Annotated in this window: 11 protein-coding genes; 4 read left to right on the forward strand and 7 right to left on the reverse strand. The window is 73.2% G+C overall.

The window, feature by feature from the left end:
- The first annotated feature begins 48 nt into the window (after positions 1 to 48).
- The gene (locus ACFV1W_RS20560; RefSeq protein WP_380418474.1) at positions 49 to 1,269 is read left to right on the forward strand and encodes an amidohydrolase family protein; all 1,221 of its coding nucleotides are present in this window, start codon (positions 49 to 51) and stop codon (positions 1,267 to 1,269) included.
- A 58-nt stretch (positions 1,270 to 1,327) separates the two neighbouring features.
- Here ACFV1W_RS20560 and ACFV1W_RS20565 read toward each other — a convergent pair whose 3' ends face one another.
- The 5 genes from ACFV1W_RS20565 to mmuM form a co-directional block, all read right to left on the reverse strand.
- The gene (locus ACFV1W_RS20565; protein ID WP_380418475.1) at positions 1,328 to 2,920 is read right to left on the reverse strand and encodes an FAD-dependent oxidoreductase; all 1,593 of its coding nucleotides are present in this window, start codon (positions 2,918 to 2,920) and stop codon (positions 1,328 to 1,330) included.
- A gap of 174 nt (positions 2,921 to 3,094) precedes the next feature.
- Positions 3,095 to 4,615 carry a glycerol kinase GlpK gene (gene glpK / locus ACFV1W_RS20570; RefSeq protein WP_380418477.1) on the reverse strand — a complete coding sequence of 507 codons (1,521 nt, stop codon included), beginning with the start codon at positions 4,613 to 4,615 and terminating at the stop codon, positions 3,095 to 3,097.
- A 114-nt stretch (positions 4,616 to 4,729) separates the two neighbouring features.
- Complete coding sequence (locus tag ACFV1W_RS20575; protein ID WP_380418479.1) at positions 4,730 to 5,449, reverse strand: MIP/aquaporin family protein; 720 nt, start codon at positions 5,447 to 5,449, stop codon at positions 4,730 to 4,732.
- 300 nt (positions 5,450 to 5,749) lie between these two features.
- Complete coding sequence (locus ACFV1W_RS20580; protein ID WP_380418481.1) at positions 5,750 to 6,514, reverse strand: IclR family transcriptional regulator; 765 nt, start codon at positions 6,512 to 6,514, stop codon at positions 5,750 to 5,752.
- A gap of 184 nt (positions 6,515 to 6,698) precedes the next feature.
- Positions 6,699 to 7,643 (reverse strand): homocysteine S-methyltransferase, encoded by a 945-nt coding sequence (gene mmuM, locus ACFV1W_RS20585; RefSeq protein ID WP_380418483.1) that lies wholly within the window; start codon positions 7,641 to 7,643, stop codon positions 6,699 to 6,701.
- Positions 7,644 to 7,804: 161 nt separating this feature from the next.
- Between mmuM and ACFV1W_RS20590 the strand changes: the two genes are divergently transcribed.
- Genes ACFV1W_RS20590 through ACFV1W_RS20600 form a run of 3 tightly spaced genes read left to right on the forward strand, consistent with a single transcriptional unit; the run spans position 7,805 to position 11,501 of the window.
- A complete protein-coding gene (locus ACFV1W_RS20590; protein ID WP_380418485.1) occupies positions 7,805 to 8,764 on the forward strand; it encodes an NUDIX domain-containing protein in 960 nt (319 codons plus the stop codon).
- A gap of 22 nt (positions 8,765 to 8,786) precedes the next feature.
- A complete protein-coding gene (locus ACFV1W_RS20595; RefSeq protein ID WP_380418487.1) occupies positions 8,787 to 9,335 on the forward strand; it encodes an NUDIX domain-containing protein in 549 nt (182 codons plus the stop codon).
- Positions 9,336 to 9,380: 45 nt separating this feature from the next.
- Positions 9,381 to 11,501, forward strand: coding sequence for an acetoacetate--CoA ligase (locus ACFV1W_RS20600; protein WP_380418489.1), 2,121 nt, complete (start codon positions 9,381 to 9,383; stop codon positions 11,499 to 11,501).
- Between the two features lie 70 nt (positions 11,502 to 11,571).
- Here ACFV1W_RS20600 and ptsP read toward each other — a convergent pair whose 3' ends face one another.
- Both ptsP and ACFV1W_RS20610 read right to left on the reverse strand, forming a co-directional pair.
- The gene (gene ptsP, locus ACFV1W_RS20605; protein ID WP_380418490.1) at positions 11,572 to 13,242 is read right to left on the reverse strand and encodes a phosphoenolpyruvate--protein phosphotransferase; all 1,671 of its coding nucleotides are present in this window, start codon (positions 13,240 to 13,242) and stop codon (positions 11,572 to 11,574) included.
- A gap of 104 nt (positions 13,243 to 13,346) precedes the next feature.
- Complete coding sequence (locus ACFV1W_RS20610) at positions 13,347 to 13,796, reverse strand: PTS glucose transporter subunit IIA (RefSeq protein WP_380418492.1); 450 nt, start codon at positions 13,794 to 13,796, stop codon at positions 13,347 to 13,349.
- Between the last annotated feature and the right edge of the window lie 470 nt (positions 13,797 to 14,266).

The following is a 14,266-nucleotide window of genomic DNA, read 5'->3' on the forward strand; positions in this document are numbered from 1 at the left end:
ACGGGTCGTATTCAATACGACACGTACTGAACCGGAGGGGACCGCCGCATGAACCGTCTGCTGATCACCAACGCCCACCTGCTCCACCCCGAGGACGGCACCCGCACCGACCTCGGCTGGCTGGAGGCGGCCGACGGCCGGATCGCCGCCACCGGCACCGGCCGCCCGCCCGCCGCCACCGACGGGGTCCGGGTCGTCGACGCGCAGGGCGGCACCGTCCTGCCCGGCCTGATCGACGCCCACGTCCACCTGCTGGTCACCTCGCTCGATCTGCGCGACTTCGCGAACTGGACGCCCGGCTACGCCACCGTCCGCGCCCTCGCCGAGGCCGAGCGCATGCTGCGCCGCGGCTTCACCACCGTGCGCGACGTCGGCGGTGCCGACCACGGCATGGCCCGTGCCCTGGCCGAGGGACTGGTGCCCGGCCCCCGCCTGCTGCACGGCGGCAAGGCGCTCTCCCAGACTGGCGGCCACGGCGACCTGCGCCCGCTCGGCGAGGACGCCCTGCCCTGCTGCGAGGCCCGCCCCCACTTCGGCCGGATCGCCGACGGCGTGGACGCGGTGCGCGCCGCCGCCCGGGACGAGTTCCGCAAGGGCGCCCGGCACCTCAAGGTGTTGCTGTCCGGCGGCGTCGCCTCCCCGCACGACGAGATCGCCGCCGTCCAGTACAGCGAGGAGGAGATCCGGGCGGCGGTCGAGGAGGCGGAGAACCACAACCGCTACGTCACCGTGCACGCCTACCACCCGCGGGCGATCGACCGCGCCCTGCGGGCCGGGGTGCGCTGCGTCGAGCACGGCAACCTGCTGGACGACACCACGGTCGCGCTGCTGCTGGAGAAGGACGCCTTCCTGGTCCCCACCCTGGTCGCCTACGAGCAGACCGCCCGGCTCGGTGCCGCCTCGGGCCTGCCGCCGGCCTCGGTCGGCAAGCTCGCCGAGGTCCGGGACCGGGGCCTGGAGGCGCTGGAGCGCGCCCACCGCGCAGGCGTCAGCCTGGTCTACGGAAGCGACCTCCTCGGCCCGCTGCATCCGGCCCAGCTGGAGGAGTTCACCCTGCGCGCCCAGGTCCAGCCGGCCGCCGACGTGCTCCGCTCGGCGACCACCACGGCGGCCCGCCTGCTCGGGATGGAGGGGGAGATCGGCACCCTGGCCCCGGGCGCGCACGCCGACCTGCTGGTGGTGGACGGCGACCCGCTGACCGACCTCACCGTGCTGACCCGCCCGGAGGAGCACCTGCGGCACGTGGTCAAGGCCGGTACGCCGGTCTGACGGAAAACGGCGGGCGGGCGCCCGGGGAAGCCCCGGACGCCCGCCCGCCGTACGCCGGTTACTTGGACCGCTCGGCCAGGAAGGCCTCGACCTCGTCCCGGATCTCCGGGGTGTCCAGCCCGCGCACCGTCATCGTGGTGCGGCGCCGCAGCACGTCGTCCGCGGTGTACGCCCACTCGTTGTCGGCCGCGTAGGCGACCTGCGCCCAGACGTCCGGACCGTCCTCGTGGATCGGCCGGCCGAGCTCCGGGTTCTCGTCGATCATGCGGGCGATCTCGAAGGAGAGCGTGCCGTAGTGGCTGGCCAGGTGCTTGGCCACCAGCGGCTCCATCCGCGAGCCCGGCTCGCGGTCGATCAGCAGGCGGTGCGCCACCGCGTTCGGCGCGCCGACGCCCGGCAGCGGGACGGTCGGGGCGATCGGGGACATGTCCTCGCCGAGGCTGGTGCCGGGCACGTGGGCCAGCTTCTCCAGCACGGTGCGGCCGATGTGCCGGTAGGTGGTCCACTTGCCGCCGGAGACCGACAGCATGCCGCCGCGGCCCTCGGTGACGACGGTCTCGCGCTTGGCGGCGGCGGTGTCGCCCGGGCCGCCGGGCAGCACGCGCAGACCGGCGAAGGAGTAGGTGATCAGGTCGCGGTCGAGGTGCTCGTCGCGGATCGCGTGCGCGGCCTCGCCCATGATCTGGTCGATGTCCGCCTCGGTGGCCCGGACGTCCTTCGGGTCGCCGGTGTACTCCTCGTCGGTGGTGCCGAGCAGGACGTGGTCCTCCCACGGGATGGCGAAGGAGACGCGGTACTTGTCGATCGGGATGGTCAGCGCGGCGCGCCACGGCGAGCGGCGCTTGACGACGACGTGGGCGCCCTTGGAAAGGCGGATCGACGGCGCGGCGCCGGCGTCCTCCATCTTGCGCAGGTGGTCCACCCATGGGCCGGTGGCGTTGAGCACCAGGCGGGCGTTGACGCCGAACTCGCTGCCGTCCAGGCGGTCGCGCAGCTCGGCGCCGGTGACCCGGCCGCCGGTGAAGCGCAGGCCGGTGACCTCGGCGTGGTTGAGCACCACGGCGCCGGCGTCGACAGCGGCGCGCACGGTCATCACCGCGACGCGCGAGTCGTTCATCTGGTGGTCGCCGTAGACGGCCACCGAGCGCAGGCCCTCGGTGCGCAGCGCGGGCACCTGCTGGGCGGCGTGGGCGGCGGTGGAGACCCGGCCCATGCCGTCGCGGAAGGCGGACAGCGCCGAGTACAGGAACACGCCGGCGCCGAGCTTGGCCGCGCCGTGCGGGCCGCCCTTGTAGACCGGCACGAAGAAGGTCAGCGGGTTGACCAGGTGCGGGGCCACGTCGGTGGAGAGCGCGCGGCGCTCCTTGTGGTTCTCCGCGACCAGCTTGACGGCGCCGGTCTGCAGGTAGCGCAGACCGCCGTGGACCAGCTTGGACGAGGCGCTGGAGGTGGCACCGGCGAAGTCGCCGGCGTCGACCATGGCGACCTTCAGGCCGGCCTGGGACGCGGTCCAGGCGACGGCCGTGCCGAGGATGCCGCCCCCGATCACCAGCAGGTCGTAGGTGGCCTTGCCGAGCAGCTCACGGGTCTCGGCGCGGGAGGCGGTGCGGCCGGCGGTGCGCTCGGCGCCCAGGGTCGGGATGGTTGCCATGGTGGTTGTGTACGGCGCGCTGGTCGGGCGGCGCCGTTACTCCTCTCGTGTGCGGTGCGGCCCCTGCGGGAGGGGCCGGTCGGCCCGGTGCGGCGGGCCGGGTTGAACCCGTTGACACCCGTTGCCGGAACAGCGGGCGGCCGGCCGGGGCCCGGGCCCCGACCGGCTTGTCGGTCAGTTGTTCTCTTCCTCCTCCACCCAGCCCATGGTGCGCTCCACGGCCTTGAGCCACTTCTTGTACTCACGCTCCCGGGTGGCCTCGTCCATGCGCGGGGTCCACTCGGCGGCGCGGTGCCAGTTGGCCCGCAGGGTGTCGAGGTCGTTCCAGAAGCCGACGGCGAGTCCGGCCGCGTAGGCCGCGCCGAGGGCGGTGGTCTCGGCCACGTACGGGCGCTCGACCGGGGCGTCCAGGACGTCGGCGATGTTCTGCATGAGCAGGTTGTTGCTGGTCATGCCGCCGTCGACCTTGAGGGCGGTGAGCTCGACCCCGGAGTCCTTCTGCATGGCGTCGACGACCTCGCGGGTCTGCCAGGCGGTGGCCTCCAGGACGGCCCGGGCCAGGTGGCCCTTGGTGACGTACCGGGTCAGGCCGGCGATCACACCGCGGGCGTCGGAGCGCCAGTACGGGGCGAACAGGCCGGAGAAGGCCGGGACGAAGTAGGCGCCGCCGTTGTCCTCGACGGTGTTGGCGAGGGTCTCGATCTCGGCGGCGGTGGAGATGATGCCGAGCTGGTCGCGCAGCCACTGGACGAGCGAGCCGGTGACGGCGATCGAGCCCTCCAGCGCGTACACCGGGGCCTGGTCGCCGATCCGGTAGCCGACCGTGGTCAGCAGGCCGTGGTAAGAGTTGACGATCTTCTCGCCGGTGTTCAGCAGCAGGAAGGTGCCGGTGCCGTAGGTGGACTTGGCCTCGCCCTCGTCGAAGCAGGTCTGGCCGAACAGCGCCGCCTGCTGGTCGCCGAGCGCGGAGGCGACCGGGACGCCGGCCAGGTCGCCGACGGCCTCGCCGTACACCTCGGCGGAGGAGCGGATCTCCGGCAGGACGGCCATCGGCACGCCCATCGACTCGGCGATGCTCTCGTCCCAGGCCAGGGTCTTCAGGTTCATCAGCATGGTGCGGCTGGCGTTGGTCACGTCGGTGACGTGCTTGCCGCCGTCGACACCGCCGGTGAGGTTCCAGATCACCCAGGTGTCCATGGTGCCGAACAGGATGTCGCCGGACTCGGCGCGCTCGCGCAGGCCCTCGACGTTGTCCAGCAGCCAGCGGATCTTCGGGCCGGCGAAGTAGCTGGCCAGCGGGAGGCCGGTCTCGCGGCGGAAGCGGTCCTGGCCGACGTTGCGGCCCAGCTCGCGGCAGAGCGCCTCGGTGCGGGTGTCCTGCCACACCAGCGCGTTGTGCACCGGCTCGCCGGTGTTCTTGTCCCACAGGACGGTGGTCTCGCGCTGGTTGGTGATGCCGATCGCGCGGATGTCGTCCTTGGTCAGGCCGGCCTTCTCCAGCGCGCCGCGGACGACCGACTGCACCCGGGTCCAGATCTCGGCGGCGTCGTGCTCGACGTAGCCGGGCTGGGGGAAGATCTGCCGGTGCTCCTGCTGGTCGACGGCGACGATCCGGCCGTCGGCGCCGAAGATGATGCAGCGGCTGGAAGTGGTGCCCTGGTCGATCGCGGCGATGTAGTTGCCAGTGGAGGTCATGTGGAGGGTCCTCGGCTCAGGTTCGGGGGTTGCGGGGTGGGTGGGCCTGACGCGGACGTCCGGTGGTCGCCCGTCCGTGTCAGTCCCCGTGCGCGGCGGGTTCGAACCCGTCCTTTAGAAGAGGGCGTTGTACACGCCGCCGGCCGCCAGGCCGCCCAGGAGCGGGCCGACGACCGGGACCCAGGCGTAGGACCAGTCGGAGCTGCCCTTGTTCGGGATCGGCAGCAGCGAGTGCACGATGCGCGGGCCGAGGTCACGGGCCGGGTTGATGGCGTAGCCGGTCGGGCCGCCGAGCGAGAGGCCGATGCCGACGACGGTCAGGGCGACGATCAGGGTGCCCATGCCGCTGTTGTCCAGGCCCTTGGTGGTGCCGAGGGTCAGGATCGCCATGCAGAGCACGAAGGTGCCGATGACCTCGGTGACCACGTTCTGGACCGGGTTCCGGATCTCGGGCCCGGTCGAGAAGATGCCGAGGGTGGGCTCCTTGTTGGCCTGGAACTGGCCGAGGTAGGTGAGCCAGACCAGCACGGCGCCGATGACGGCGCCGAGCATCTGGGAGCCGATGTAGAGCGGCACCTGGCTCCACTCGCCGCTCTTGACCGCGAGCGCGATGGTGACGGCCGGGTTGAGGTGGGCGCCGGACTTGGCGCCGGTCATGTAGGCAGCGATCAGGACCGCGAAGCCCCAGCCGAAGGTGATCGCCAGCCAACCGGCGTTCATGGCCTTCGACTTCTTGAGGGTCACGGCGGCGCAGACGCCACCGCCGAGGAGTATCAGGGCGGCGGTGCCGAGGGTTTCGCCGACGAAGACATCGCCGTTGGAGAACGCGGACACAAAGACTCCCTTGTCAATGCCCGGAGGTGCGGGTGGGGGCAGGTGGCCGGTGGATCCCTGTGCGGGTGAGCGCGCTGTGGGAGCGATCTTCCCGGCCATCGTTCGACAATGTCGACCGTCATGCGGAAGCTTCCTCCCCAGGTCGGCTTCACGTCAAGGCAGGGTTACTCAGCTGTGACCCTTCCCTCGGTCGGCCCCCCGAAGTTACCCAGCGGAGCGCCCTGAATCAGGACAAAACGCCAAGGCGCGGACAGGCTCACCGCCCGTCCGCGCCTCAGCGTGACGAATCGACCGCTGTGCTCAGAACCGCCCGGCGCCCAGGTCGCGGGAGATCGCCCGCGCCGCGCTGCGCACCGAGGCCACCAGCGAGGGCTTCACGAAGCCGTCCTCGCAGACCCGTTCCACCGGCCCGCTGACGCACACGGCGCCCACCGGGTTGCGCCGGCGGTCCTGGATGAGCGCGGCGATCGAGGCCACGCCCTCCCAGGTCTCCTCGACCGAATCCGCCCAGCCGCGCTCCCGGATCAGCGCGCACTCGGCGTCCAGGTCGGCCGCCTCGGTCAACGTCCGCAGGGTGTACGACTCGTACGGACCGTCGCCCAACTCCCCGCGCGCGACCGGGTCGTAGGCCACCAGCACCTTGCCGATCGCGGTGCTGTGCAGCGGCTGCATCGAACCGACCTCCAGCACCTGCCGGGTGTCGTCCGGGCGGAAGACGTGGTGCACGATCAGCACGCCCTGCTGGTGCAGCACCCCCAGGTAGACGGTCTCGCCGGCCGCCCGGGCCAGGTCGTCCGCCCACACCAGCGCCCGCGCCCGCAGCTCGTGCACGTCCAGGTAGCTCTGCCCGAGCCGCAGCAGCTCGGCGCCCAGCTGGTACTTGCCGCTCTCCGGGTCCTGCTCGACGAACCCCTCCTGCTGCAGCGTGCGCAGGATGCCGTGCGCGGTGCCCTTGGCCAGGTCCAGGGCGGTCGCCACCTCGGACAGGCCCAGGCGGCGCTCACCGCCGGCCAGCAGGCGCATGATCGCGGCGGCCCGGGCGAGCGACTGGATCGGGCCGGGCATGGGGTACCTCCGCGCTGACAGGCGGTCGACATTGTCGACCGCAGTGGTGACGGGACGAGTCTGCCAGGCCGCCGTCCGTCCGTGCACCTTCCCCCTCGGTAACCCGTGCTCGGCCGGGTGTTAACCTTCCGCGCCCCTGGGCCCCTCGCCCCGCGCTCCCCGGCCCCGCGCCCCCCGGTCGGTGCTACGCCTCCGCCCCGCTGAGCACCCCGCGCCGCACCGAGACCTCGGCCGCCAGCGCGGCGATCCCGTCCGTACCGACCCGGCAGCAGCCGCCGACCAGCCGGGCGCCGTCCGCCAGCCAGCCGCCCACCCGCGCCGAGCGGAACGTCGGCTCCCCGCGCCAGTCCCGGCGGTCCGGGTCCCACCGCTCCCCGCTGTTCGGGTAGACCACCACCGGCTTGCCGGTCACCTCGGCGGCCACCGCCACCGCCAGGTCCGCGTCCCCCGGCGTGCAGCAGTTGACGCCCACCGCCAGAACCTCGTCCACCTCCGCGGCCAGCGCGAACGCGTCCGCGAGCGGCTGCCCGGCCCTGGTCCGGCCGTCCGCCACGCTGTACGACAGCCAGGCCGGCACCCCCAGTCCGCGCACCAGCTCCAGCAGCGCCCGCGCCTCGTCCGCGTCCGGCACCGTCTCCAGCGCCAGCACGTCCGGCCGGGCCGCCGCCAGCACCTCCAGCCGCGGCCGGTGGAAGGCCACCAGCTCCGCGTGGCTCAGCCCGTACCGTCCCCGGTACTCCGAACCGTCCGCCAGCACCGCCCCGTACGGGCCCACCGAGGCCGCCACCCAGCGCCGCCGCCCGCCCGGCTCGGCCCGCACCGCCTCCCGGGCCAGCTCCACGCTGCTCGCCAGCAGCCGCGCGGCCGCCGCGTGCCCCACCCCGCGCCGGGCGAAGCCCTCGAAGCTCGCCTGGTAGCTCGCCGTGATCGCGACCTCGGCCCCGGCCGCGAAGTACGCCCGGTGCGCCGCCACCACCGCCTCCGGGTCGTCCGCGAGCAGCCGTGCCGACCACAGCGCGTCCGACAGGTCGTGCCCCGCGGCCGCCAGCTGGTTGGACATCCCGCCGTCCAGGACGAGCGGACCGGCCGCCAGCGCCGCGGCGAAGTCCTGCGGGGGAGCAGTGGGCATGGCGGCCTCCTCGGCACGGTCGTTCCTGGTCACAGCCTAGAAGCCGGAGGTTCCGGGGGACGGGGAAAACCGTTTGCCGCCCGGGAACGAAGTCGTTACGTTGTGCTCATCCCGAGAACGACGGCAAGAGGTGCCCCGGCGGGCGCGGAGAGGAGCCGGCGATGGCAGCGGACGAACCGTCCCTCCAGCCCGCCGCCGGGCCCACGGCCGAGCAGGAATGGCTCGCCGCGTACGACCCGCGCGCCTACGCCCCGATCGCCGTCACCGTCGACGTCGTCGCCCTCACGCTGCGGGCCGGCCGCCTGCACGTGCTGCTGGTCGAACGCGGCGCACCGCCGTTCCAGGGCTGCTGGGCCCTGCCCGGCGGCTTCCTGCGGGCGGGGGAGGAGGGGCTGGACGAGGCCGCCGCCCGCGAACTCGCCGAGGAGACGGGTCTGCAGGGCGCCGCCGAGGCCGAGGCCGCACTCTGCCGCCTGCACCTCGAACAGCTCGGCACCTACGGTGCCCCCGAGCGGGACCCTCGCATGCACGTCGTCTCCGTCGCCTACCTCGCCTTCGCCCCGGACCTGCCCGACCCGCGGGCCGGGACGGACGCCGCGGCCGCTGCCTGGCACCCGGTCGCCGACCTCGACCTGGCCCCGCGGTCCACCGACCGCACCCGAGCCACCGGTGTGCCCGCCGACACCCACGGGGGTGGCGTCGGCGGGCACACCGGTCCCCGCCCGAGCGCACCACGGCCGATCCCGCTGGCCTTCGACCACGCCCGCATCGTCGCCGACGGCCTCGACCGGGTTCGCGCCAAGCTGGAGTACAGCCCGCTCGCCACCGCCTTCCTGCCCCACGACTTCACCATCCCCGACCTGCGCGCCGTCTACGAGGCCGTCTGGGACGAGAAGCTCCACCCCGGCAACTTCCACCGCAAGGTGCTCTCCGTCCCCGGCTTCGTCGAGAGCACCGGCTCCACCACCGAGCGCGGTGGCGCCCGCGGCGGCCCCCGCGCCCGCACCTACCACGCCGGCGACGCCCGCCTGCTCCACCCCGCCCTCCTGCGCCCCGCCCGCGAGGAGCCCGCCGAGGCCGGGCCCACCGGGAGGGCCCCGGCCGCCGACCGGGCCCACTGATCGAGAGGGCTACCATCCGGCCATGACCACCGACGAGGCGATGCAAACGATCCACCGGCCCTTCTCCCACTGCCACTTCTGCGGCACCCCGTACCCGCCGGGCACCGAGGCCTGGCCGCGCACCTGCCCCGGCTGCGCCGAGATCAGCTACCGCAACCCACTGCCCGTCGCGGTCACCGTCCTCCCCGTCACCCGGCCCGACACCGAGCCCGCCCTGGTCGTCATCCGCCGCACCATCGAACCCGGCTACGGCCAACTCGCCTTCCCCGGCGGCTACATGGACTACGGCGAGAGCTGGCAGCAGGCCTGCGTGCGCGAACTCGCCGAGGAGACCGGCATCCTGGCCGACGCCACCGACGTCCGCCTGATCCACATGGCCTCCGACCCCAACGGCCGCTTCGTCATGCTCTGCGGACTCCTCCCCGCCCGCCCGCTCGCCGAGCTCCCGCCCTCGCGCCCTACCGACGAGACCGAGGGCTGGCTCCTCGCCACCGCCGACACCCCGCTCGTCTGGGACTTCCACAACGGCATCCTGCGCCGCTGGTTCGACGGCGAGTTCGACCCGAGCTGAGCAGCGGCGAAGCCACTGGCCAACCCTGGCGCAGCGGGCGCTCACATGGCATGGTCTGCACCGACAGCCCAACCGGACGGGTTGGCCACGAGCTCAACCGTCCCCACCAACGGCCGGGAGACCACCACCGTGAGCACCCCACCCCAGGACCAGCCGCTCTGGCGCCCCAACCCCGCTCGCGCCGCCGCCACCAGCCTGGTGGCCTTCCAGGCCTGGGCCGCCGAACACCACGGCGCCCCGGCCGCCCCGCTGGCCCCGGCCGCCGACGACCAGCAGGCCGCCCAGCGCTACGCCGACCTGCACGCCTGGTCCACCGCAGACCTCGACCGCTTCTGGACCGCGGTCACCCAGTGGTTCGACGTCCGCTTCACCGACGCACCCGAGGCCGTCCTCGCCGACCCGGCCATGCCCGGCGCCCGCTGGTTCCCCGGCGCCCGCCTCAACTACGCCGAGCACGCCCTGCGCGCCGCAGAGCCCGGCCCCGACGGAGAGCGCGGGGCGAACGCCGACCGACCGGCGATCCTCCACCTCGACGAGACCACCGAGCAGCCGGCCGTCCTCACCTGGTCCGAACTCCGCCGCCAGGTCGGCTCGCTGGCCGCAGCCCTGCGCGCCCGAGGCATCGGCCCCGGCGACCGGGTCAGCGCCTACCTGCCCAACGTCCCGCAGGCCGCCGTCGCCCTCCTCGCCACTGCCGCCGTCGGCGCCGTCTGGACCAGCTGCGCCCCCGACTTCGGTGCCCGCAGCGTCCTCGACCGCCTCCAGCAGATCGAACCCGCCGTCCTGTTCGCCGTCGACGGCTACCACTACGGCGGCAAGGACCACGACCGCACCGACGTCGTCGCCGAGCTGCGCCGCGAACTCCCCAGCCTGCACACCGTCGTGCACGTCCCGCTGCTCGGCGCCCCCGCCCCCGAGGGCGCCCTCCAGTGGGACGACCTCGTCGCCGACGACGTGGAACCGGTCTTCGAGCCCGTCCCCTTCGACCACCCGCTCTGGGTCCTCTACTCCTCCGGCACCACCGGCCTGCCCAAGGCCATCGTCCAGAGCCAGGGCGGCATCCTGCTCGAACACCTCAAGCAGGCCGGCCTCCACCTCGACCTCGGCCCCCAGGACCGCTTCCTCTGGTACACCTCCACCGGCTGGATGATGTGGAACTTCCTGCTGGCCGGCCTCCTCGTCGGGGCCACGATCGTCACCTACGACGGCAGCCCCGGCCACCCGGACACCGGCGCCCTGTGGTCGGTCGCCGCCCGCACCCGCGCCACCGTCCTCGGCACCTCCGCCGCCTACGTCATCGCCAGCCGCAAGGCCGAGCTGCACCCCGGGCGGGACCTCGACCTCTCCGCCGTCCGCTGCATCGGCACCACCGGCTCCCCGCTCCCGCCCGACGGCTTCCGCTGGATCTACGACGAGGTCAGGCAGGACGTCTGGCTCGCCTCGGTCAGCGGCGGCACCGACGTCTGCTCCTGCTTCGTCGGCGGCGTCCCCACCCTGCCCGTGCACCTCGGCGAGATCCAGGCCCCCTGCCTCGGCGCCGCCGTCGAGTCCTGGGACGTCCAGGGCCACCCGCACACCGACACCGTCGGCGAACTCGTCGTCACCAAGCCCATCCCGTCCATGCCCACCGGCTTCTGGAACGACCCCGAGGGCACTCGCTACCACGACAGCTACTTCGACACCTATCCCGGCATCTGGCGCCACGGCGACTGGATCACCGTCACCTCCCGCGGCACCGTCGTCATCCACGGCCGCTCCGACTCCACCCTCAACCGCCAGGGCGTCCGGATGGGCTCCTCGGACATCTACGAGGTGGTCGAGCGCCTCCCCGAGATCGCCGAGTCCCTGGTCATCGGCCTGGAGGAGCCCGACGGCGGCTACTGGATGCCGCTGTTCGTCGTCCTCACCCCCGGCGCCGAACTCGACCAGGACCTCATCGGCCGCATCCGCACCTCGCTGCGCACCGAACTCTCCCCGCGCCACGTCCCCGACGAGGTGATCGCCGTCCGCGGCCTGCCGCACACCCTCACCGGCAAGCGCATCGAGGTCCCGGTCAAGCGCATCCTCTCCGGCACCCCGCTGGAGCAGGCCGTCAACCCCGGCTCCGTCGACAACCTCGACCACCTGCGCTTCTTCGAGCAGCTCCGGATCGACCGCCAGGCCTGACCGGCCCCGAGAACGCCGAAGGGGCGCCCCCACCGCCAAGGGTGGGGGCGCCCCTGCCACTCGTCACGGGCTACTCGCCGGAGAGCACCTGCTGCGCCGCGGTCCGCGCCTCTTCGGCACTGTCCGCGGCCCGGGCCGCCTCGGCGGCCCGACGGCACTGCGCCAGCGTGTACTTGGCCAGCATGCTCCGCACGTAGGGGATCGAGGCCGAGCCCATGGAGAGGCTGGTGACGCCCAGACCGGTCAGCACCACCGCCAGCAGCGGGTCCGCGGCCGCCTCACCGCAGACGCCGCAGCTCTTGCCGGTCGCCCGGGCAGCGTCGGCGGCCGCCGCGATCAGGTCCAGCAGGGCCGGCTGCCACGGGTCCTGCAGCCGGGCCAGCGCACCGACCTGACGGTCGGCCGCGAAGGTGTACTGCGCCAGGTCGTTGGTCCCCAGCGAGAGGAACTCGACCTCCTGCAGGATCGCCCGGGCCCGCAGCGCGGCCGACGGGATCTCCACCATGGCGCCGAACTTGGCCTCCAGCCCGGCCTTGCGGCAGGCGGCCGCGAAGTCCCCGGCGTCCTTGCGGTCGGCCACCATCGGGGCCATCACCTCAAGGTGCACCGGCAGTCCGTCGGCGGCCTCGGCCAGCGCCCGCAGCTGGGTGGCCAGCACCTCGGGGTGTTCGAGCAGGGTGCGCAGGCCGCGCACGCCGAGCGCCGGGTTCGGCTCGTCGGCCGGGGTCAGGAAGTCCAGCGGCTTGTCCGCGCCCGCGTCCAGTACCCGGACCACGACCCGGCCCTCCGGGAACGCCTCCAGCACCTTGCGGTACGCCTCGACCTGCTTCTCCTCGCCGGGAGCCTGCGCCGAGTCGTCCAGGAACAGGAACTCGGTACGGAACAGGCCGACGCCCTCCGCACCGTTCTCCAGTGCGGCCGGCACGTCCGCCGGTCCGCCGATGTTGGCCAGCAGCGGCACCCGGTGCCCGTCCGAGGTCTGCCCCGGACCGGAGGAGGCGGCAAGCGCGGCCTTGCGCTCGGCGGCGATCACCCGCAGCTCCTCCTGCTTCTCCGGCGAGGGGTCGAGCAGGACGTCGCCCGAGCTGCCGTCCACGGCGACGACGGTGCCCTCGGCGACCTCCGTCGCGCCCGGCAGCGCGACCACGGCCGGCACGCCCAGCGCCCGCGCCAGGATGGCGCTGTGGCTGGTCGGCCCGCCCTCCTCGGTCACGAAGCCGAGGACCAGCGTGGGGTCCAGCAGCGCGGTGTCGGCCGGCGCCAGGTCCCGCGCGAACAGCACGTACGGCTCGTCGCTGTCCGGCACGCCCGGCATCGGCACGCCCAGCAGCCGGGCCACGATGCGGTTGCGCACGTCGTCCAGGTCGGCGACCCGCCCGGCCAGGTACTCCCCGGCGGAGGCCAGTAGCGCGCGGTAGGCCGCGAAGGCGTCGTACACACCGCGCTCGGCGCTGCTGCCGACGGCGATCCGGCGGGACACGTCGGCCATCAGCTCCGGGTCCTGCGCCATCAGCGCCTGGGCCTCCAGCACCGCCTGCGCCTCGCCGCCGGCCAGGTTGCCGCGCGCGATCAGGTCCGCGGCGACGGCCTCGACGGCCGCCTGGGCGCGCGCCTGCTCGCGCGGGGCGTCCTCGGTCGGGACCTGGGTGGTCGGGGGCTCCAGCACCGCCGTGCCCATGTGCCGCACCTGGCCGATCGCGACCCCGTGGCTGACACCCACGCCGCGCAGTGTCTTCTCCATGTCCTGATATCTCCGCTGAGAGGAGCGGCCCCGCCGGGAGCCGCTGAGTGCCGGGTCGCCCCGTCAACTCCTACGGGGCGGGTATGTGTCCGTGGTGTGAGGGGTCAGCTCCAGTTGAACAGCTTGTCGCCCGCCTTGACCTCGCCGCCCTCGCGGACGTCGACCAGGGAGTCGGTGGCGGCCTCCAGTGCCACGACCGGCGAGACCGGCGACTTGCCCGCAGCCTCGACGGCGGCCGGGTCCCACCGGATCACGGCCTGACCGCGGGTCACCGTGTCGCCCTTGTTGACGAGCAGCTCGAAACCCTCGCCGTTCAGCTGAACGGTGTCGATGCCCAGGTGGGTCAGCACACCGTGCCCGTCGGCGTCCACCACGACGAAGGCGTGAGGATGCATGGAGACCACGACGCCGTCCACCGGAGCGACCGCCTCGGTGGGCTGACGAACCGGGTCGATCGCGGTGCCCGGGCCGACCATCGCACCCGAGAACACCGGGTCCGGCACGCCGGTGAGCCCGACGACCTGGCCGGTCAGCGGCGACGTCACAGTGGTCATGGTTGTGCCTCCCAAGTGCGCAATACAGCGAGCGGCCGCGAGGTGCGGCACACGATCAACCGAAGCCTAAATCATGTCAACTTTGGACATCTGCTGACATTATCGGGCGAAGACCACCGCCCCCGTCCGCCTGCCGGCCGACGTCACAGCGGCCCGCGACTGGTCTAGTCCTCTTGGTCGACGCGCCGCACTCTACAGGCATCTTGGCGAATCCGGACCATTGCTGTATATGCTCGCGAGAGCAACAAATCATGCGGCCGCCCGGGTGACCAGCGGTGTGGCCCGATTCGCACTCCGCCCGCCGACCCGCTATGGTTGGTCGGGTCGCCGCGACTCAGCGGTTAACGCCAGATTTCAGATGCGGAAAGCCCCGGTAAACGGAGCGGAAAACGTCTGATAAGCTGGAAACACGAAAGAACGAAGCGCCCGGAGGGCCCGCTGGAAGGCGGTCCGAAGGAAGTGTCCGTTCC

The organism is Kitasatospora sp. NPDC059648 (assembly GCF_042734825.1).
Taxonomy (GTDB): domain Bacteria; phylum Actinomycetota; class Actinomycetes; order Streptomycetales; family Streptomycetaceae; genus Kitasatospora.